Below are 19548 nucleotides of genomic sequence, written 5' to 3'. Positions count from 1 at the left end.
AAGCACATCCATGTGGGCTTGTCTCCGGCCATCCCTGGCCTACGACATTTTTGAACCGCCTTTCCCGCGCCTGCGATCAGACCACCAAGCAGTCCGCTGCGCAAACCAGCTCCCAGCTCTTATCTAGTGTGACTTCACAGACACACTTGAAATAGCCCCGCTCAGGTTTCGCTCCCTTGTGGAAAGCTCTGCCCCAACCCGGCGGGCGATGTCGCGATAACGGAGTGCCACTTCGGACTCAGGTACGGCAACCACAGTGGGCATACCGCCGTCGGTTTGTTCGCGAATGGTCATGTGCAAGGGCAATTGGCCCAGCAGGGTTGTTTCGTATTCATCAGCAATGCGTTCACCACCGCCAGCTCCGAAGAGGTGCTCTGCATGGCCACAGTTGCTGCAGATGTGCACGCTCATGTTTTCCACAACACCCAGCACAGGGATTTCAACTTTTCGGAACATTTCTATACCGCGCTTGCCGTCGAGAAGTGCTATGTCCTGAGGAGTGGTGACGATCACCGCACCGGTAACCGGGACTTTCTGTGCCAGGGTGAGCTGAATGTCGCCGGTACCTGGGGGCATGTCGACGATCAGGTAGTCAAGTTCATCCCACAGGGTTTGCTGCAAGAGTTGCATAACAGCGCCACTGACCATCGGGCCGCGCCATACCATAGGGGTTTTGTCGGTGGTCACGAAGGCCATGGACATGCATTGGAGGCCATGGGCATCCATGGGTACGAAATACTTTTCTTCTCGCACGTCCGGGCGCTTGCCTTCGGGGACCCCAAGCATCATGCCAATGCTGGGGCCGTATATATCGGCATCAAGAACGCCTACACGAGCACCCTCGGCATGGAGTGCGAGGGCCAGATTGACGGCTGTTGTGGATTTACCCACGCCGCCTTTGCCCGATGCGACAGCTACGATGTTTTTGACACCGGGAACAGATGGCAGATCTTTTTGCACCTTGTAGGAGTGAATTTTCTGAGCCACATGAACCTCAGCAGATTCAACCCCGTCAACATTTTCCAGCGCATTGGCAACTAACTGCTTCAAGCCACCTGCGATCCCTTTTGACGGGTATGGCAGCTCTATCATTACCGTAACCTTGCCTGCTTCATCAGCTACCAGTGACTTTACGGCACCCAGGTCATAAAGATCCTTTTCCAGGTACGGATCTCGGTATTCACGCACGGCCGCTTGCAGGGCCTGCTCTGAAATTTGTGTCATCTGGCTCTCCGGAAATAAGCTCATGCGGGTTTTCAGCATGAAAACAGGTGTTTCGGGTGAAAATTATCTGTTCAAAAGGTATCATCTGTGCCCGTTTCTGACCATACAACCCTTACTCTGATGAAAGGTTCGGATACACCATGACGCAAGCGAGTTCAAAGCAACAGCGCGATATTCTGGTTACCAGCGCACTGCCCTACGCCAACGGCCCCATTCACCTGGGCCATCTGCTGGAATACATTCAGACCGATATCTGGGTGCGCTATCAGAATATGCGAGGCCACACTTGCTACTACGTTTGCGCCGATGATGCCCACGGCACCGCCATTATGCTCCGTGCCGAGCGGGAAGGCATCACGCCCGAGCAGCTGATTGACCGGATCCGTGAAGAACATCAGCAGGATTTCTCCGGGTTCCACATCCGCTTTGATAACTACTACACCACCCATTCGGAAGAAAACCGGTACTTCTCTGAGTACATCTACCGCCAGTTACAGAAAAACGGCAATATCGCGACTCGTAACATCACCCAGTTCTTCGATCCTGAGAAGAACATGTTTCTTGCGGATCGCTTCATCAAGGGCACTTGCCCCAAGTGTAAAACCGACGATCAGTATGGCGATAATTGTGAAGCTTGCGGCGCAACCTACACCCCGGCCGAGCTGATCAACCCGCGCTCTGCAGTGTCCGGTGCCACGCCGGTAGAGAAAGACTCGGAGCACTACTTCTTCAAACTGCCGGAATTCACCGAATTCCTGACTCAGTGGACTCGCAGTGGCGCCTTGCAACCTCAAGTCGCCAACAAGCTGGCTGAATGGCTGGATGCAGGTCTCCAGGAATGGGACATCAGTCGCGATGCGCCCTATTTTGGTTTTGAGATTCCCGATGCCCCTGGCAAGTTTTTCTATGTATGGCTGGATGCGCCTATCGGCTACCTCGCAAGCTTCAAAAACTTCTGCAACCGGGAAGACGTGGATTTCGAACACTTCTGGACGGTAGATTCCACTGCCGAGGTCTATCACTTTATCGGCAAGGACATTATCAACTTCCACGCCCTGTTCTGGCCGGCCATGCTGCACGATGCAGGCTTCCGCACGCCAACAGCGGTCTGGGCCCACGGTTTTGTAACGGTTAACGGCAAGAAGATGTCCAAATCCCGGGGCACGTTCATTATGGCCCGCACCTATCTGGACCACCTGAACCCGGAATATCTGCGCTACTACTTTGCAGCCAAGCTGACTGGCGGCGTGGACGATATGGATCTGAATCTCGAGGACTTTGCCGCACGAGTGAATTCAGATCTGGTTGGCAAGGTAGTCAACATTGCCAGCCGCAGTGCCGGTTTTATTACCAAGCGTTTTGACGGCAAGCTTGGCCAGGTAACTGAGCACGACAAGCTGAAGAAATTTATTGAAGCGGGCGAAGAGCTGGAAGCCTTTTATGAGGCTCGTGAGTTTGGCCGTGCCATGCGCCGCATCATGGAGCTGGCAGACATTGCCAACCAGTATGTTAACGATGAGCAGCCTTGGGTCGTAGCCAAGCAGGAAGGTCAGGACGAAAAACTGCAGGCCATCTGCACCAACGCCCTGAATATGTTCCACCTGTTGATGACCTACCTCGCTCCGGTGCTGCCAGAGACGGCCAAGGCTTCGGAGGACTTCCTCAACGCGAAGCTGGACTGGAACAATCGCAGCGAGCGGCTGGAAAACCACAGCATCAACAAGTTCAGCCCTCTGATGAGCCGGGTAGACATGGCACAGATCGAAAAAATGCTGGATGCGTCAAAAGGAGAGATGCCTGCTGCCATCAGCAAACCAGCTCAGGCAGACAAGCAGGACACCAGCGAAGCTATTGCTGATGAAATCGAGTTTGATGATTTCGCCAAGGTGGATCTGCGGGTCGTTAAAATAGTCAAAGCCGAGCATGTGGAAGGCGCAGACAAGCTACTTCGCCTGACGCTTGACCTGGGGCAAGGCGAGCGCAACGTGTTTGCTGGTATCAAGTCTGCTTACAAGCCTGAGGATCTGGAGGGCCGTCTTACGGTCATGGTAGCCAACCTCAAACCCCGTAAAATGAAGTTCGGCATGTCCGAAGGCATGGTTCTGGCGGCTGGCCCGGGCGGCAAGGATATTTTTATCCTGTCTCCTGATTCGGGTGCCACGCCCGGCATGCGTGTGATGTAAACAAAGGTCGAGGCAGAGCGATCCGGTGATGCAACAATGACAGAATACTTACTGATCTTGGTCAGCACCATTCTGGTGAACAACTTCGTGCTGGTGCAGTTTCTTGGCCTGTGCCCCTTCATGGGGGTTTCAGGCAAACTGGAAACAGCCATGGGCATGTCTTTGGCCACCACGTTTGTGCTGACTCTGTCATCGGTATGCAGCTATCTTGCCTATACCTACCTGCTGGCGCCTCTGGATCTGGTGTTTCTGAAAACCATCACCTTCATTCTGGTGATTGCCGTGGTGGTTCAGTTCACCGAAATGGTTGTACGTAAAACCAGCCCTCTGCTCTACCGCGTGCTGGGTATTTTCCTGCCGCTGATTACCACTAACTGCGCCGTACTCGGCGTGGCACTTCTTAACCTGAACAAAAACAACAACTTCGTTGAATCAGTGCTCTACGGTTTTGGCGCTGCCGCCGGTTTCTCGCTGGTGCTGGTGCTCTTTGCCGCAATGCGCGAGCGCATTGCCGTGTCTGATGTCCCTGTGTCCTTTCAGGGCGCCGCGATTGGCATGGTTACCGCAGGGTTGATGTCACTGGCGTTCTTGGGCTTTACCGGCCTGGTCAGCGTTTAACGGAGACGCAGTATTATGTGGACAGGCATTCTTATCGCCGTTCTGGTTCTGCTGAGCCTTGCCCTGGCGTTTGGCGCTTTGCTGGGTTTTGCCTCGGAGCGCTTTCGGGTAGAAGGCAATCCACTGGTGGAACAGATCGACGCAATGCTGCCGCAAACCCAGTGTGGCCAGTGCGGATTCCCCGGCTGCCGCCCCTATGCCGAATCCATTGCAGAGGGTGGTGCCATCAATAAATGCCCTCCCGGCGGCGAATCCACTATCAAAGCGCTGGCCGACCTGCTCGATGTTGACCCCCAACCGCTGGATGCAGAACACGGAGTGGAACAGGCGCGCAGGGTTGCTGTGATACGGGAGGATGAATGTATAGGTTGCACCAAGTGCATTCAGGCCTGCCCGGTGGATGCGATTCTGGGTGCTGCAAAACACATGCACACGGTTATCGAAAGTGAATGCACAGGCTGTGATCTATGCGTGGAGCCCTGCCCGGTTGATTGCATCGACATGATCACTATCGAGCCTGATATTCGTGGATGGACCTGGTCGCAGCCCCGGATTATCACTACAGACAAACAGGAGGCCAACTCCTGATGCCCTCAACTATCAAGCTTTGGGACTTTAGCGGCGGCATTCACCCCGCAGAGAACAAGCAGGTTTCAACCCGCCGACCCATTCAAACCGCAGGTATTCCCGGGCAACTGGTGTTGCCACTGCAGCAGCATATCGGTGAGCCCGCGGAGCCTGTAGTGGCGGTTGGCGATGTTGTCCTGAAAGGCCAGAAAATAGCCGACGTAAGCCATGGCATGGTCGTTCCAGTGCACGCACCTACATCTGGCGTGATCGAGAGCATTGGTGACTACCCGGTACCTCACCCTTCCGGCATGACAGACCAATGCATCGTTTTGAAGCCAGACGGCAAGGACGAGTGGTGCGAGCGCTTCCCGATCAGCGACTACCGCACTCTTGAGCGGAATCAGGTGCTTGGCGTGATTCACTCAGCCGGTGTCGCCGGCATGGGCGGCGCGGGATTCCCTACAGATATCAAACTGAAACCACCCAGGGACCGCAAGGTTGACACGCTGATTCTCAACGGCGCGGAATGCGAGCCCTACATTACTGCCGACGACATGACCATGCGCGAGCGAGCCGACAAGGTCGTTGCCGGGTTAAAGATAATGGCCTGGATACTGCGACCCGAGCGTTGCGTGATCGGCATAGAGGACAACAAACCGGAAGCTATCGCAGCGCTGCGCGAAGCCATTCAAGGCACGCAAATTGAAATTGCGGTTATCCCGACCAAATACCCCTCTGGAGGCGAAAAGCAGCTAATCCAGGTCCTCACCGGCATGGAAGTGCCCAGTGGCGGCATTCCGGCAGATATAGGTGTCATGTGCCAGAACGTTGGTACCGCCGTAGCCGTGTCTGATGCTGTCTTCGAGGGTTCGCCGCTTATTAGCCGGGTGGTCACTGTGAGCGGTGAAGCCGCTGAAAGCCCGGGCAATTTTGAGGTATTGCTGGGCACACCCATTGCTTACCTACTGGAACAGGCAGGCTTGCAGCAAGACCGGGTCAGTCGCCTGGTACTTGGTGGCCCCATGATGGGCTACACCCTGAACACCACAGCGGTGCCGGTTATCAAGACCAGTAACTGCATCATTGCTGCGACCGCCAGTGAGCTTCCTGCACCGCCACCGGAGCAAGCGTGCATACGCTGCGGTCAATGCGCAGAGGTTTGCCCAATGGAACTGCTACCGCAGCAATTGTTCTGGCATTCCAAAGCTGCAGAGTTCGAAAAAGCAGAGCATTTGAATCTGTTCGACTGCATAGAGTGCGGTGCCTGCTCTTACGTTTGCCCCAGCTCCATCCCGCTGGTGCAGTACTATCGCTACGCCAAGGGCGAGATCCGCGTACAGCGGGCAGAACAGCTGAAAGCAGATAGAGCTCGGGAGCGTTTCGAAGCCCGCCAGCAAAGGCTTGAGCGCGAACAGCAGGAGAAAGAACTGCGCCGCAAAGAGCGCGCCAAAGCCGCTGCGGAAGCTCAGGCCTTAAAGAAAGCAGAAGCGGAGCAGTCTGCAGCGAGCGGAGAGGCTGTCGACGAGCGAGCAGCGAAATCTGCTTTGGTGGAGCAGGCCCTGGCACGCAAAAAAGCCAGCGCTGAAGCCAGCAATGCAAAGGCAGCTCCTCCCTCAGAGGCAGAGCAGGAAGCGCCCGATTTGGATGCACTGGAAAAACAGTTCTCTCAGGCGCAGTCCAAATTGGAAACCATGCAGGCCATGCTTGAAGATGCAAAAGCACAACAAGCAGACAACGTGGACAAGCTTGAACGAGCTGTTGCCAAGAACCACGACCGGGTCAAGCGGGCAGAAGAAGCCCTTGCGGATGCACGCAAAACGCTGGCAGCCCAAACTGAACCACAATCCATCAAATAATCTGAATCAGGCCCGATTTTCATGGCGTTTGTTCAACAGTCTTCACCCCATGCTCACAAGGCTCGCCCAACCTCTAAGGTGATGCTGTGGGTCATACTCGCGGCCTTGCCCGGGTTGCTGGCACAAACCCTGTTTTTCGGCTGGGGCAACCTCATCAACGTTGTCTGGTGCATCGCCATCGCTCTGGCTTCGGAAGCAGCTGTTCTCAAATTGCGCAGCAAACCGATTACGTTTGTTCTCAAGGACAACACAGCCGCCGTAACCGGGCTGCTGCTGGGGCTTTCCCTGCCACAGTTTGCACCCTGGTGGGTATCTGCTGTGGCGGTCATTTCCGCAATCGTGATTGCCAAACAGCTTTATGGTGGGCTGGGTTCTAACCCTTTCAATCCCGCCATGGTGGGTTACGCGCTGGTGCTGATCTCGTTCCCGGTGGCCATGACCACCAACTGGGCTGAACCGGCGCTGCTCTGGGACAAGGCTCCTGGCTTCGGAGATACGCTGGCAACCATTGCCTCAGGACAGCAAACCGCGGTTGACGGCTGGACCATGGCCACCCCACTTGACGAATACAAACATAAAATTGCGACCCACACTGCGGAGGAAGTTCTTGCCCACCCCACGTTCGGCAATGGTTTTGCCAGGGGCTGGGAGTGGGTTAATGCCGCCTTCCTGGCGGGTGGGCTTGTGCTGATCGGCCTCAGAATAATCAGCTGGCACATTCCAGTTGCGTTTTTGGGTTCACTGATTGTTATGAGCCTGGCCTTTGGGAGCAATGCTGATGAGTTTGCGCCACTTCCACTGCACCTGTTGGCCGGCGGCACCATGCTTGGCGCATTTTTCATCGCCACCGACCCGGTTTCTGCAGCAACCAGCCACCAGGGAAAACTGATTTATGGCGCGGGTATTGGAATACTTATCTATCTGATCCGTAGCTGGGGTAACTATCCGGATGCCGTTGCATTCAGCGTGTTGCTTATGAACTTTGCCGTGCCCTTTATCGATCATTACACGCCGCCACGGACCTACGGCCATCACAAGGCCCGCAGAGGCTTTTCTGGCGGAGGCAGGAGCTGACCATGGCGACCATGATTCAATCAATTCGTCGCAGCGCCATTGGCCTTGGCATATTTGCAGTCATTACTGGCGGTACTATTGCGTTTACTCAGGCGTTGACCAGTGAACGTATCAAGGAGCAGGCTGCCAGAGCAGAAGCCAAAGCACTGTTTGAGATTATCCCGGAGAGTGACCACAACAACGATCTGCTCCGGGATACTCTGGTCCTGCCTGCCAGTGATCGCTTGGCCACCGAAGGGCCGGTCACAGTATGGGTAGCTCGCCAGGACGGAGAGCCAGTCGGTATGATCATGCCAGCGGTTGCACCAGACGGCTATTCAGGCACTATCAAGCTGCTGGTCGGTATCGATCTTGAAGGAAAGGTTCTGGGTGTTCGGGTTATAGCACACAAGGAAACCCCGGGGCTGGGCGACCGGATAGAAACCCGGAAATCCGATTGGGTTAAAGATTTTGAAGGGCGCTCCATTGGAAACCCCGTACCAAAGCAATGGAACGTGAAAAAGAACGGCGGCGTCTTTGACCAATTTACCGGAGCCACCATCACGCCAAGAGCCGTGGTGAAAGCCGTACAGAAATCCCTGATTTATTTCCGGCAGAACAAGCAGGCAATCCAGGCGCAACTGAACAGTGCCCCCTCCGGACAAGGCCCGGTGGTTACGCCCGGAGATCTGGCAGATGAATCCCTGAATGTGGAGCAGTTCTGATCATGGCAACTAAAACCTCCAGCGAGATCATTCGCGATGGGCTTTGGGACAACAACCCTGCCCTGGTTCAGGTACTGGGGCTGTGCCCGCTTCTTGCAGTTACCAGCACTGTCGTTAATGCGATTGGCCTGGGGCTTGCCACTCTGATGGTGCTGATGGGTTCGAACCTCGCAGTATCGCTGATCCGGAACTTCGTTGGTGAGTCCGTGCGGCTACCTGCATTCGTGATGATTATTGCGTCGTTCGTAACCTGTGCGGAATTGCTGATGCAGGCCTACACCTACGAGCTGTACCAGATTCTGGGTATTTTTATCCCTCTCATAGTCACCAACTGCGCCATCCTTGGCCGGGCCGATGCTTTTGCCTCACGCAATGCGCCAGGCCCTGCACTGCTTGACGGTGCAATGATGGGCGCAGGCTTTCTTGTCGTGCTGATCATTCTCGGCGGTATACGCGAACTGATCGGCCAAGGCACACTGTTTGTTGATATGCACCTGCTACTGGGCCCCATGGCGTCAGACTGGGTTATAAAGCCCTTTGCAAACTATCCGGACATGCTATTCATGGTACTGCCGCCCGGCGCATTCGTCGGTCTCGGTCTGTTGATCGCCATGAAAAATGGCATTGACCGCCATCTCAAGGAACGTCAAAAGACGCTCCAGCCTGCAGCAACACCCGGCAGCAAACGCGTGCGCGTAACCGGAAACGTCTCATGATTTATCATCGGAGTCGTAACGAAACACCATGAATAAAGAAAAACGTATTGAAATATTCTCTCGCTTTCGGGATGCCAACCCCAAACCAGAAACCGAGCTGAACTACAGCAACCCGTTTGAGCTGCTCATTGCCGTCATTCTGTCGGCCCAGGCAACGGATGTCGGCGTAAACAAGGCCACAGACAAACTCTACCCTGTTGCCAATACACCCGAAGCGATACTTGCGCTTGGCGTGGATGGCTTGAAGGAATACATCAAGACCATCGGGCTCTTCAACACCAAAGCTGAAAACGTAATCAAGACATGCCGCATACTGGTTGAGAAGCACAACAGCGTTGTCCCTGATAACCGGGAGGACCTTGAAGCCCTCCCCGGTGTTGGCCGAAAAACGGCAAACGTAGTTTTGAACACGGCTTTTGGGCAGCCGGCTATGGCTGTCGATACCCATATATTCCGGGTATCCAATCGCACGGGTATCGCTCCGGGTAAAAACGTACTAGAAGTGGAAAAGCGTTTAATGCGGCTTGTACCCAAGGAGTTCCTGTTAGATGCCCACCATTGGCTGATTCTGCATGGACGTTACACGTGCGTAGCGCGAAAGCCCAGATGTGGCGCATGCATTATTGAGGATCTATGCGAGTTCAAGGATAAAAACGACTACCAGTAAACAGTCATTTTGCACACTAAAAAGCCGGCAGTTGCCGGCTTTTTAGTGGGATGCTGAAGTAGCTCTGCTCTTACTTGCCGAGCATCTCTTTTTTCAGACTCTTCTGTGCGGGAGCATCCGATAACCAGATACCGAACAACGCCTTTTTGAACGCCAGATCACCCACAGTATCTTTTTGCTCGCCGTTTTTCAGTACCTTAACGCCTTCCCCAGGCACATAGACAAGATCAAACACATCACCTTCTTTGATCTCTTCTTTGAACACAGACATGAACTGATCAATATCGGCTTTAACCGATGACATATCACCATCTGTTGAGGCCTCAAAGCCTTCCATGGTTGCTTCAGTCATGCGGTCGCTGGTGATCATGCCAGAGATAATGTGCAGCGTGATAGCCTGGGGTTCATCCGCTTCAACAACGGCAGTACCATCATTCTGCGCCTGGGGCACATAAAGGCTGCCTACATACAGATCCATGAAAAACTTGGACCGGGTACCCGCGCCGTTCAACTGCAGCTCAGTACTGCCAGCGGTATAAGTATCCGGAACATCAACACCGCCAACCGTCAGTGCTGCAACAGGTGTTGAGAGTGTGGCCGCCAACATAAGAGATGCAAAGCCTGTCAAAAACGCTTTTTTCATAGTCCTTTCCTTTTCAGTCATTATTATGAGAATTCATTCGTCACCAAGTACAAATCCTTAGCCCCGGCGCAGCTATTCTACCAACGACCGCGCGAGGTGAAGCGCCACCTGGTTCTCATTTGCAGGGTTACTTTTTGCGAGCTATTTTTGCAGAACTACTTTTCAGCGCCAGTAAAACACAAAACGCCGACCATGATGCATGGCCGGCGTTCAGGGTGCTGCGTCAGAAAGGCTATTTAAATAGCAGATTTCCTGTGAGCCCTTCTTTTTCCAGGATTTCACGTAGACGCCTCAATGCTTCTACCTGAATCTGGCGAACCCGCTCCCGGGTCAGACCAATTTCCTGACCAACCTCTTCCAACGTGCTAACCGGGTAACCCCGAAGACCAAATCGCCGGGACAGCACTTCCTGCTGCTTTTCGCTTAGCTGGTCTATCCACTTTCCAATGCAGGCGGTCATGTTATTTTCCTGCAACACATCAGCAGGGTCAGTCGCGCCTTCGTCTGCAACCGTATCAAGTAGGGATTTCTCGCCACCAGGGCCAATGGGTGTATCCATGGAGGCAACACGTTCATTCAGGCCAAGCATTCGTTTTACATCATTGACTGGTTTGCCGACCAACTGGGCAATTTCTTCAGCCGTAGGCTCATGATCAAGCTTCTGTGTCAGTTCTCGAGCCGCCCGCAGGTAAAGGTTTAGCTCTTTAACCACGTGAATAGGCAACCGGATGGTGCGGGTCTGATTCATAATGGCCCGCTCAATGGTCTGACGGATCCACCATGTTGCATAGGTAGAGAAACGGAAGCCTCGCTCCGGGTCAAACTTCTCAACCGCACGAATCAGGCCGAGGTTACCCTCCTCAATCAGGTCAAGCAGGGTCAGGCCGCGATTCACATAGCGCCGTGCTATTTTCACAACCAGCCGAAGGTTACTTTCAATCATTCGCTTACGGCCGGACTCCTCCCCTTTGCGCGCAAGGCGTGCAAAGTAGACCTCTTCTTCCGGGGTCAGGAGTGGTGAAAAACCAATTTCGTTAAGATAGAGCTGTGTAGGATCCAGCTGCTTGGAGGCATTACTGTAGTAACTACCTTTGGTAGAGAACTTCCCTTCAACTTCAGTAGCTTCTGGAGCTACCTTATCGTTTTCTTCTTCTGCGAGAAGCTGTTCCTCAGAGTCTTCAACGTCTGTAGAGCCATCAACATCTGTTATGCGATCAATAATGATATCTTCTTGTTCTGCTGACATATCTCTTACCCCGCCTTTCAACAATCCTGGTTTTCGCCCGATACTTCTTTTTATTGCGGGCATTGGATACTTCGCATTTCTTCAGGACTTCTTCAATGGCCTGTATGAGCTACAGCCACCTTTTCTTGTTATTTGTCGCACCGAATTTGTCACTAGCGCGGCGGAAGGTAGTGTGCTGGATCAACCGGGTTTCCATTTTTACGAATTTCAAAATGTAACTTGGGCCTATCTACACCACTACTACCAAGCTCTGCTATGACTTGCCCGGCTTTTACACCCTCTCCTTCGCTGACCAGTATCTTCCGGTTGTGAGCATAAGCACTCAGATAACGCTCGTTATGATTCACAATAATCAAATTGCCGTATCCGAGCAAACCATTGCCGGCATAGACCACACTTCCATCTGCGGCAGCTCTAACAGCATCCCCGGCTTTCCCTGCAATATCAACGCCTTTGTTGACTTTTCCGGATGCTGAATAGCTTGCAATTACGGTGCCAGAGTGTGGCCAGCGCCATGAAACACCTGCCACAGTTTGGGTTCGTGTCGCTAATGGTGCAGAGGTATCAGGCTTTCGAGTAACTGCAGGCTTCCGGGTATTTGCAGGAGTTGGCACAGGGGGCTTTGCCCGAGAAGCCCCCGCCGAGGTAGTCGCAGTTGGTCTGGCTGGCTGTGTTGCTACCCGTGAATTGCTGCTGGGTTGGGCTGTACCGCGAAGGTCCAGGCGAAGCACCTGCCCAGCACGGATAGTCCAGGGCGAACTGATGCCATTGGCGCTTCCCAGTTCGCGGTAATCGCGACCATAAGTCCAGGCAATCCCGTACAAGGTCTCGCCCGGGCGCACAACATGGCGCCCCCAATACACCGGAGGATTATAGATATCATCCTGATGAATGGCTTGGGTATTACAACCAGACAAGGCACCCGAGAGCAACAAGAGCCCTAACAGGAACAGGCAAGTTCGACTGTTTTGAGAAACCCACAAGGTAAACTGGGCACCAACGAGGAACCGCGGGGAAGCCGACTGTGCGGCTTTAGCTGACCCACGAAATGATCTCACAGGAATAGCACCAGCTCGGTTAGGAATAATCTTTACAGGCTCTGAATCTGATCAAAGAAGATCCTGAAGTTTCAAAAGTAACTCGCTAATTTATTACACATTTTAAAATCAATTCCAAGTTACTTACCGGCTATCTCTGTTACCTGCTCCGCCCTTTGTTACGGCCGGGAACAACAGCATGCCTGAAAAGGTAACACGACTTAACAACTGCGATCGCCTGACACTTGTTCAGTTTTCGGCTTACGCCCTCCAAGCCACTCAATCAGAAGAACAAGCGCCAGGCCTGTTGCGGCTGCTGCCAAAGCCATGAAAATCTGCGGGTCTGTGCCAGTCAGATCAAGGAATTCCCAAGGGCTGATACTGACCTCAGTCAAGGGCACCTGCTCACCCGAGCTGTTGGTTCGCCAGCTAAGCGTTTCTTTCCAGGGCCAGACTTTGTTCAATGCGCCGATCATAAAACCGGTAAGCAAGGCCAAAACATGGTCGTGGTAATTGTGGAAAGCCCATGTGATGAGCCTTGCAACAGACAGGAGCCCCACCAGACAACCTGCCATAAACAAGAGCAACACGGTGATCTCAAGGGATTTAATGGCCGCAAGAACCGGAGCGTACATACCGATAATAACCAGAATGAAACTGCCAGAAATGCCGGGCAGAATCATCGCGCATATCGCGACAGCGCCAGCAGCGAAAAACGTCAGCGCCGATGGATTAACCTGTCCTGCAGACAAGGTTGTGATCCACCATGCGGCGGCAATACCAAACACAAGGGGCCAGACCAGCGATGCCCGATAATGCCTCGCCTGACGCCCAACGTGCCAGACAGACGCAACGATCAGCCCAAAGAAAAAGCTCCAGATCAGGATTGGATACTCGGCCAGCATGTAGCTGATCCCGGAGGCCATAGTCACAATGCTGACAAGAATGCCCAGCAGCAGCGTAGCGAGAAAAGTGCCATCACAAGCCTGCCAGAAGGACCTTGCATTGCCCCGGAGCAGATCCCTGAACACAGCTCCCGGAACAGCATTGATCGCCTCCAAAAGCCGGAAGTAAATGCCGGTTATGAAGGCCACGGTGCCCCCGGATACACCAGGAACAATATCCGCCGCTCCCATCGCCATACCTCTGAGAAACACTGAGGCGGGGTGTTGCGTGTGGGCCGAACATTTTGCTTGGCCTTCCTGTTGCTGATCGATCAACGGACAACCCCACCCAACAAGGGCACGAAGCGAACAGGTTCTAACTCTCGCCGCTCAAACTGATCCCCCTTGCGTATCACCTCAACCAGTACCTGGTGCTCTTCACCGACAGGTGCTATCAGCACTCCCCCGTCAGCAAGCTGGTCCAAAAGCTCTGGGGGGATCTCAACAGGGGCAGCGGTTACAATAATGCCGTCAAATGGCCCCCTATCTGGCCATCCCATACCTCCGTCTGCATGCTTGAGCATGACATTCCGGATATTGAGTTGCCGCAACCGATCGCGGGCACGATCCTGGAGCGGCTTGATCCGCTCAACGCTGTAAATCTGGTCAAACAATTGCGACAAGACCGCCGTTTGATAGCCCGACCCTGTACCCAGTTCCAACACTCTGGCTGGCTCATGCCGTAGAAGCAGCTCGGTCATTCGAGCAACGATGTAGGGCTGCGACAGCGTTTGCCCATAGCCGATAGGCAGGGCTGTGTCTTCATACGCACGATGGGACAATGCCTCATCGAGAAAGATATGACGGGGTACCTGCCCCATTATTTCCAGCACACGATCAGAACTGATACCGGATTCCTTGAGGCGCTGAACCAGACGCATGCGTGTGCGCCGGGACGTCATCCCTATACCCTGAAGCTCACCACTCACACATCATCCCCCATGGATGCCTGGAGCGAATCTACCCAGGTTCGGAGCGACACAAGTGTTTCATGGCGAGTCATATCAATATGGACTGGCGTAAGAGAAACGTAACCTTGCGCAACGGCATAAAAATCGGTTCCCGGGCCGGCATCACCCCCCTTCCCCGCAGCACCAATCCAGTAACGCTCCTTGCCCCTTGGGCAAGTCATAGGTACAGCGCCCTCAGCTCGCTCCCGGTCGCCCAGGCGGGTGACTCGGAAACCCGAGAGTTCTTCCCATGGCAGATCCGGCACGTTCACATTCAGAATGGAGCGCGGCCCCAAAACAAAAGGACGTTCGCTTTCAAGGAGCATGCGCACAACTCTGGCGGCTGTGTCGTAATGATTACGCCCCTCACTAACCAGAGAGACCGCAATAGCAGGCAAACCGAGATGACGGCCTTCAGTAGCGGCAGCCACGGTACCTGAATAGATAATATCGTCACCCAGGTTGGCGTGGGTGTTTATACCTGAAACCACCCGGTCGAAAGGCTCATCGAACAACCCGTTTACCGCCAGATGCACACAATCTGTGGGCGTCCCATCGATTGACCGAAAACCATTGGGGTGGCGCTCAACCGTAAGGGGGCGATTGAGTGTCAAAGCGTTACTCGCCCCACTGTGGTCCCTGTCCGGTGCAACTACCGCAAGATCACCCAAGCCTTTGAGGCCTTCATACAGGGCAATAAGCCCCGGTGAATGAACACCATCATCGTTAGACAACAGAATACGCAAAGTACACTCCAGATATTTGCCAGCTGCACACTAACCAACCGTCAACGGTTAGCCGTGTTGTTTGTTATGTTGGCCGAGGCTCATGTCCTCAAGCTCAAAAATATCACCTAAAACCGTGGTGGCGTACTGGCCTGGTTCAAGAAAGAAATCCAGCTCCAAATCACCATCATCGAGCCAGTTCCAACTCAAATCTTTTGCCATGGCGACCAGCGGTCGACGCTCGGGCTTCATACGAGTGGCCAGAAACAAAGACGCCAACTCAGGAGTTTGGGCCACGGTTTCCCGCTCGCGCTGCTCTGCCTCACCACCGGCGCCAGTTCCGCCATCGCCCCACAACGGGCCCGTTGGGTGTTCCGAAGGCTCGCCTGGCAAAGGCACTGTCCAGCTTCCCTCTGCTACCCGGTCCGCGAGCACTTCATTGAACAACCAGGATCGGGCGGCCGAAAAGTACAATACGTTTTTCCGGTCGTCTCTGCCACCGCCTGACTTGCCCGCGCCGCGCCCCCGACCTCTGCGCTTCCCCTGCCCGCCACCACGATTCAATGCTGCAGGGTCAATATGAACCGCCCGATCCAGATTACCGCCGGCAAAGCCAAACCGCTGGGGCCCAAAGTAGTTTGGCGCGCCCTGAACTTTCAGGCGGCCAAGCGCATCTTCAACACACTCGCGATCAGCATTAACCTGCCGGAGTGTAATCACAAAGTGGTTACCTTGATGATCACCACGGCGCAGCTTGCGCACACTGCGATGAGCCGATTTCACCAACCAGCGCTCTGAAACCTGTTCGATCAGAGCCATGTCATCACTCATCATACCGGGACGATAAAGGCTGAACCATTGACTGGTTACCGCGTGGCGATCTTTAAGCCCGCAAAACCCCACATCGAAGGAACGGCAGCCCGCGAGAGCGGCCAGCTCCCCTGCTACAAACTCCGTGTTGTCACCGACTTTTTCGATACGCAAACACAGGTGCTCGCCTTCGCCAGTAACGCTTAAAACACCGGATGATTCCGCCTGTTCCGGGAACTCCTCCAAAACCTCACTAACCCGAAAATCTTCCGGCACGGTTTTCAACTGCGCACGGGCTACCCGCACGCCACCGGATACTGGCCAGTCCAGCCGCCAGTTTTTTACATTAGCTTCAGGTTTACTCACACCGTCACCGGCTCGAGCAGACACACTGCCTGACAAGCAATCCCTTCGCCCCGACCGGTAAATCCCAACTTCTCACTGGTGGTTGCCTTTACGCTTACACGACTGGCCGGGATGCCCAGGTCATCCGCAATATTCAGACGCATTGCCTCAATGTGCGGCGCCATTTTGGGTGCCTGCGCAATAATCGTGGTATCTACGTTCAGCACACTAAACCCCTCCTCCGCGACACGAGCCATAACCTGACGCAAAAGATCGCGGCTATCTGCGCCCGCCCACTCAGCACTGGTGTCCGGAAACAAATGCCCGATATCGCCCAGAGCAACCGCTCCTAACAGGGCATCTGCCAAAGCATGCAGCAACACATCCCCATCCGAATGGGCTTTCAGGCCCTGACTGTAAGGAATGGAAACACCACCAATAATAACGGCATCGCCCTCGCCGAAGGCATGAACATCAAAGCCCTGACCAATTCGCATAATCAACTCCGGGAAAATCCAGAAACTCAGAACCGGCTGAGAATAAAGCCAGCAAGATCCAGGTCAGCAGGCACGGTAATCTTGATATTATCCGGCCGACCTTCCACAAGAACCGGCATATTACCGGAAAACTCCATAGCCGAGGACTCATCCGTAACCGGCTGTTTATCCTTCAGTGCCCTCTCCAATGCCGAAACCAGCATGGAATAACGGAACATCTGAGGCGTTAACGCTCGCCAAAGTTGGCTGCGGTCCACGGTCTCGACAACCTCAGGAACATCGCCTGCCGCCGCCTTTTTAAGCGTATCCGCAACCGGCGCAGCCAGCAGACCACCCACCGGATGATCCGCCAGTGTTGAAACCAGCTTCGCAAGATCGGCCGGATGAACACAAGGACGCGCTGCATCGTGAACCAGAACCCAGTCATCCGCAGCCACCTGCTCCTTGAGTGCGTGCAGTGCCGAAAGAACAGAATCCGCCCGCTCCGCGCCGCCGCTACAGGTTTGAATACGGTCATCTTTACTGGCATCAGACTCAGGCCACCAACTATCCGTTGCATTCAACGGAACCATGCACCCGGCAAAAAAACCGGAATCCACAATGCGTGACAAGGTGATGTCGAGAATAAAGCGATTGTTAATACGGAGGTACTGCTTGGGACACTCGGCCCGCATCCGCTGACCGATACCTGCGGCTGGGACAATCAACCAGAGTTTTGGAGAAGTCATAGAAATTTCGCACAATGCCTGGAGAGTGGCGGATAGGCCTTTTCCGGGAATGTCGGTGGCCAAGGATGGCCACCGTCAAGCGCACATGGATGTGCTCGTAGCGTTTCCCGGAAAAGGCCTATCCGACGCTCTGAACTCCAAACCCGAAAATTACTGCTCAACAACAAGAAAAAAGGTCTCATCATCACGAATCAACCCAAGATTCATCCGGGCCCGCTCTTCAACAGCACCCTGCTCATTACGAAGGTTACGCACCTCCGCATACAGACGCTCATTGCGAGTGGACAACTCCGCATTCTCCTCCCGCTGCTCGGCAATCGACTTTTCCAGCGTCCAGACCTGCGCAAAACTGCCCTCCCCAATCCACAGGCGCACCTGCAGCAGGAGAATGAGAACAACCATGAGGGCCCAAAGCAACTTCATTAATACCGATTCCGTTCAGGAGTTAAACGATCAAAAAACCAACACCGGTTGGTAAGTATAGACCTTAGAGCAAATTCACAACAAGTTCTTCTAACCGATTGGGCAAAAAGGCCATCGTGACTGAATTTTCATTCAAAACACGACGGCCTTAACTTTTCGCCACCTCAAACTACGAGGATGCTATACACAACCAAAAGCGGCTATAGCTCAGCCTTGCCCTTTGATTTCTACCAGCCCGCGATAAGGCGCCTTACCTTCCAGGGCCTCCTCAATGCGCAGCAACTGATTGTACTTGGCGACCCGGTCTGAACGGCAAAGCGAGCCAGTTTTGATCTGACCGGCACAGGTAGCAACTGCAAGATCCGCAATTGTCGTATCTTCGGTTTCACCAGAACGGTGAGAAATAACCGCCGTAAAGCCGGCATCCTGAGCCATTTTGATGGCATCCAGGGTTTCGCTCAAGCTACCAATCTGGTTGAACTTGATCAGGATAGAGTTACCTACGCCTGTGTCGATGCCTCGCTTCAGAATCTTGGTGTTGGTAACAAAAAGATCATCACCCACCAGCTGTACCTTGTCACCGATCTTGTCGGTCAGCACTTTCCAGCCGTCCCAGTCACTCTCATCCATACCATCTTCGATGGATACGATAGGATAGCGCTCAGCCAGGCCAGCAAGATAGTCAGCAAAGCCTTCAGAATCAAAGCTCTTGCCTTCTCCAGCCAGAACGTACTGGCCATCCTTGTAAAATTCAGACGCAGCACAGTCCAGAGCAAGAGTAATATCGGTGCCCAGCTTGTAGCCCGCCTTTTCAATGGCTTCTTTAATCACAGCCAGGGCTGCTTCGTTCGACGGCAGGTCAGGAGCAAAACCGCCCTCATCGCCTACAGCCGTGTTCAGGCCCTGGGCCTGCAGAACCTTTTTCAGGCTATGGAAAATCTCAGCACCGATGCGCAGAGCTTCTGAAAAACTCTTGGCGGTAACTGGCTGAATCATAAACTCCTGAATATCGACGTTGTTATCCGCGTGCTCGCCGCCGTTCAGAATATTCATCATAGGCACAGGCATGCTGAACTTGCCGGAAGTACCGTTGATGTCTGCAATATGCTCATAAAGTGGCTTGCCCAGAGACTCAGCCGCCGCTTTTGCCGCTGCCAGCGACACCGCCAGAATGGCATTCGCACCCAGATTGGCTTTGTTTTCAGTACCGTCGAGCTCCAACATGATGTTATCCAGCCCGCGCTGGTCTGCAGCATCTTTGCCTTTCAGAGCATCGTTGATCTTGCCGTTAATAGCCGCAACTGCCTTCAGTACGCCCTTACCCAGGTAACGAGACGCATCACCATCGCGCAATTCCAGCGCTTCGCGAGAACCGGTGGAAGCGCCCGAGGGTGCACAAGCGCGGCCAAGGGTACCGTCTTCCAGAATCACGTCTGCTTCGACAGTAGGGTTCCCACGGGAGTCCATAACCTCACGGGCTTTAATGTTGGCAATCTTGGTCATTCTCGGAAGTCTCCAGATTTACAATTTCAAAGGTCATTTATAAAGGTTTGATCAAGAGCGAGCTGGTAGGGCCTTACGAAACTGT

Annotated in this window: 20 protein-coding genes; 8 read left to right on the top strand and 12 right to left on the bottom strand. The window is 53.9% G+C overall.

Annotated elements, in window-relative coordinates; all coding sequences use genetic code 11:
- Window positions 1–123: 123 nt before the first annotated feature.
- Window positions 124–1224, bottom strand: coding sequence for an iron-sulfur cluster carrier protein ApbC (gene apbC / locus FFI61_RS13110; protein WP_200371016.1), 1101 nt, complete (start codon window positions 1222–1224; stop codon window positions 124–126).
- Between the two features lie 140 nt (window positions 1225–1364).
- On the opposite strand from apbC, the gene metG reads away from it, so the two are divergent.
- From metG to nth, 8 genes are read left to right on the top strand one after another with little or no spacing between them, the layout of a single operon-like run.
- Window positions 1365–3407, top strand: a complete 2043-nt coding sequence (gene metG, locus FFI61_RS13105) for a methionine--tRNA ligase (RefSeq protein ID WP_200371015.1) — start codon at window positions 1365–1367, stop codon at window positions 3405–3407.
- Between the two features lie 36 nt (window positions 3408–3443).
- Window positions 3444–4025 (top strand): electron transport complex subunit RsxA, encoded by a 582-nt coding sequence (rsxA, locus tag FFI61_RS13100; protein ID WP_200204228.1) that lies wholly within the window; start codon window positions 3444–3446, stop codon window positions 4023–4025.
- A gap of 15 nt (window positions 4026–4040) precedes the next feature.
- Complete coding sequence (gene rsxB / locus FFI61_RS13095) at window positions 4041–4613, top strand: electron transport complex subunit RsxB (RefSeq protein WP_200204224.1); 573 nt, start codon at window positions 4041–4043, stop codon at window positions 4611–4613.
- Window positions 4613–6451 carry an electron transport complex subunit RsxC gene (gene rsxC, locus FFI61_RS13090; RefSeq protein ID WP_200371007.1) on the top strand — a complete coding sequence of 613 codons (1839 nt, stop codon included), beginning with the start codon at window positions 4613–4615 and terminating at the stop codon, window positions 6449–6451. Before rsxB ends, rsxC begins: the two co-directional genes overlap by 1 nt.
- A 21-nt stretch (window positions 6452–6472) precedes the next feature.
- Window positions 6473–7525: an electron transport complex subunit RsxD gene (rsxD, locus tag FFI61_RS13085; RefSeq protein ID WP_200371005.1), complete on the top strand. Its 1053-nt coding sequence runs from the start codon at window positions 6473–6475 to the stop codon at window positions 7523–7525.
- Between the two features lie 2 nt (window positions 7526–7527).
- Entirely contained in the window at window positions 7528–8229 is a 702-nt protein-coding gene (gene rsxG, locus FFI61_RS13080; RefSeq protein WP_200371000.1) for an electron transport complex subunit RsxG, read from the top strand.
- 2 nt (window positions 8230–8231) lie between these two features.
- Entirely contained in the window at window positions 8232–8945 is a 714-nt protein-coding gene (locus FFI61_RS13075) for an electron transport complex subunit E (protein WP_200370998.1), read from the top strand.
- 28 nt (window positions 8946–8973) lie between these two features.
- On the top strand, window positions 8974–9612 hold the full coding sequence (nth, locus tag FFI61_RS13070) for an endonuclease III (RefSeq protein ID WP_200370995.1): 639 nt from the start codon (window positions 8974–8976) through the stop codon (window positions 9610–9612).
- Window positions 9613–9682: 70 nt separating this feature from the next.
- Here nth and FFI61_RS13065 read toward each other — a convergent pair whose 3' ends face one another.
- The 11 genes from FFI61_RS13065 to eno form a co-directional block, all read right to left on the bottom strand.
- Window positions 9683–10255, bottom strand: a complete 573-nt coding sequence (locus FFI61_RS13065; RefSeq protein WP_200204188.1) for a chalcone isomerase family protein — start codon at window positions 10253–10255, stop codon at window positions 9683–9685.
- Between the two features lie 232 nt (window positions 10256–10487).
- Window positions 10488–11501, bottom strand: a complete 1014-nt coding sequence (rpoS, locus tag FFI61_RS13060; RefSeq protein WP_200204186.1) for an RNA polymerase sigma factor RpoS — start codon at window positions 11499–11501, stop codon at window positions 10488–10490.
- A gap of 152 nt (window positions 11502–11653) precedes the next feature.
- On the bottom strand, window positions 11654–12454 hold the full coding sequence (locus FFI61_RS13055) for a peptidoglycan DD-metalloendopeptidase family protein (protein WP_413785038.1): 801 nt from the start codon (window positions 12452–12454) through the stop codon (window positions 11654–11656).
- Window positions 12455–12759: 305 nt separating this feature from the next.
- Window positions 12760–13680 (bottom strand): DUF368 domain-containing protein, encoded by a 921-nt coding sequence (locus FFI61_RS13050; RefSeq protein ID WP_227714923.1) that lies wholly within the window; start codon window positions 13678–13680, stop codon window positions 12760–12762.
- A 74-nt stretch (window positions 13681–13754) separates the two neighbouring features.
- Complete coding sequence (locus FFI61_RS13045; protein WP_227714947.1) at window positions 13755–14384, bottom strand: protein-L-isoaspartate(D-aspartate) O-methyltransferase; 630 nt, start codon at window positions 14382–14384, stop codon at window positions 13755–13757.
- A 23-nt stretch (window positions 14385–14407) separates the two neighbouring features.
- Window positions 14408–15178, bottom strand: a complete 771-nt coding sequence (gene surE, locus FFI61_RS13040; protein ID WP_200370993.1) for a 5'/3'-nucleotidase SurE — start codon at window positions 15176–15178, stop codon at window positions 14408–14410.
- Window positions 15179–15226: 48 nt separating this feature from the next.
- Window positions 15227–16333, bottom strand: coding sequence for a tRNA pseudouridine(13) synthase TruD (gene truD, locus FFI61_RS13035; protein ID WP_200370991.1), 1107 nt, complete (start codon window positions 16331–16333; stop codon window positions 15227–15229).
- On the bottom strand, window positions 16330–16809 hold the full coding sequence (gene ispF, locus FFI61_RS13030; protein WP_200204177.1) for a 2-C-methyl-D-erythritol 2,4-cyclodiphosphate synthase: 480 nt from the start codon (window positions 16807–16809) through the stop codon (window positions 16330–16332). The genes truD and ispF overlap by 4 nt, the downstream gene beginning before the upstream one ends.
- Before the next feature lie 26 nt (window positions 16810–16835).
- Window positions 16836–17537 (bottom strand): 2-C-methyl-D-erythritol 4-phosphate cytidylyltransferase, encoded by a 702-nt coding sequence (gene ispD / locus FFI61_RS13025; RefSeq protein WP_200370990.1) that lies wholly within the window; start codon window positions 17535–17537, stop codon window positions 16836–16838.
- Window positions 17538–17687: 150 nt separating this feature from the next.
- Entirely contained in the window at window positions 17688–17960 is a 273-nt protein-coding gene (locus FFI61_RS13020; RefSeq protein WP_200370989.1) for a septum formation initiator family protein, read from the bottom strand.
- Between the two features lie 207 nt (window positions 17961–18167).
- Window positions 18168–19463 carry a phosphopyruvate hydratase gene (gene eno / locus FFI61_RS13015; protein ID WP_200370988.1) on the bottom strand — a complete coding sequence of 432 codons (1296 nt, stop codon included), beginning with the start codon at window positions 19461–19463 and terminating at the stop codon, window positions 18168–18170.
- Between the last annotated feature and the right edge of the window lie 85 nt (window positions 19464–19548).

The sequence above is a fragment of the Marinobacter sp. DY40_1A1 genome (assembly GCF_016597815.1).
GTDB lineage: Bacteria > Pseudomonadota > Gammaproteobacteria > Pseudomonadales > Oleiphilaceae > Marinobacter > Marinobacter xiaoshiensis.
Note: the sequence above shows the minus strand (reverse complement) of the source record. Positions and strands in the feature narration are given on the sequence as shown.

Bases quoted from the DNA above. Each gene is read 5' to 3' on its own strand.
- rpoS (WP_200204186.1), bottom strand. From the start codon at position 11,501: ATGTCAGCAGAACAAGAAGATATCATTATTGATCGCATAACAGATGTT.
- rsxG (WP_200371000.1), top strand. From the start codon at position 7,528: ATGGCGACCATGATTCAATCAATTCGTCGCAGCGCCATTGGCCTTGGC.
- FFI61_RS13050 (WP_227714923.1), bottom strand. From the start codon at position 13,680: ATGGCGATGGGAGCGGCGGATATTGTTCCTGGTGTATCCGGGGGCACC.
- metG (WP_200371015.1), top strand. From the start codon at position 1,365: ATGACGCAAGCGAGTTCAAAGCAACAGCGCGATATTCTGGTTACCAGC.
- FFI61_RS13065 (WP_200204188.1), bottom strand. From the start codon at position 10,255: ATGAAAAAAGCGTTTTTGACAGGCTTTGCATCTCTTATGTTGGCGGCC.
- rsxB (WP_200204224.1), top strand. From the start codon at position 4,041: ATGTGGACAGGCATTCTTATCGCCGTTCTGGTTCTGCTGAGCCTTGCC.
- rsxD (WP_200371005.1), top strand. From the start codon at position 6,473: ATGGCGTTTGTTCAACAGTCTTCACCCCATGCTCACAAGGCTCGCCCA.
- eno (WP_200370988.1), bottom strand. From the start codon at position 19,463: ATGACCAAGATTGCCAACATTAAAGCCCGTGAGGTTATGGACTCCCGT.
- FFI61_RS13075 (WP_200370998.1), top strand. From the start codon at position 8,232: ATGGCAACTAAAACCTCCAGCGAGATCATTCGCGATGGGCTTTGGGAC.
- FFI61_RS13045 (WP_227714947.1), bottom strand. From the start codon at position 14,384: ATGACGTCCCGGCGCACACGCATGCGTCTGGTTCAGCGCCTCAAGGAA.
- rsxA (WP_200204228.1), top strand. From the start codon at position 3,444: ATGACAGAATACTTACTGATCTTGGTCAGCACCATTCTGGTGAACAAC.
- ispF (WP_200204177.1), bottom strand. From the start codon at position 16,809: ATGCGAATTGGTCAGGGCTTTGATGTTCATGCCTTCGGCGAGGGCGAT.
- FFI61_RS13020 (WP_200370989.1), bottom strand. From the start codon at position 17,960: ATGAAGTTGCTTTGGGCCCTCATGGTTGTTCTCATTCTCCTGCTGCAG.
- rsxC (WP_200371007.1), top strand. From the start codon at position 4,613: ATGCCCTCAACTATCAAGCTTTGGGACTTTAGCGGCGGCATTCACCCC.
- nth (WP_200370995.1), top strand. From the start codon at position 8,974: ATGAATAAAGAAAAACGTATTGAAATATTCTCTCGCTTTCGGGATGCC.
- apbC (WP_200371016.1), bottom strand. From the start codon at position 1,224: ATGACACAAATTTCAGAGCAGGCCCTGCAAGCGGCCGTGCGTGAATAC.
- ispD (WP_200370990.1), bottom strand. From the start codon at position 17,537: ATGACTTCTCCAAAACTCTGGTTGATTGTCCCAGCCGCAGGTATCGGT.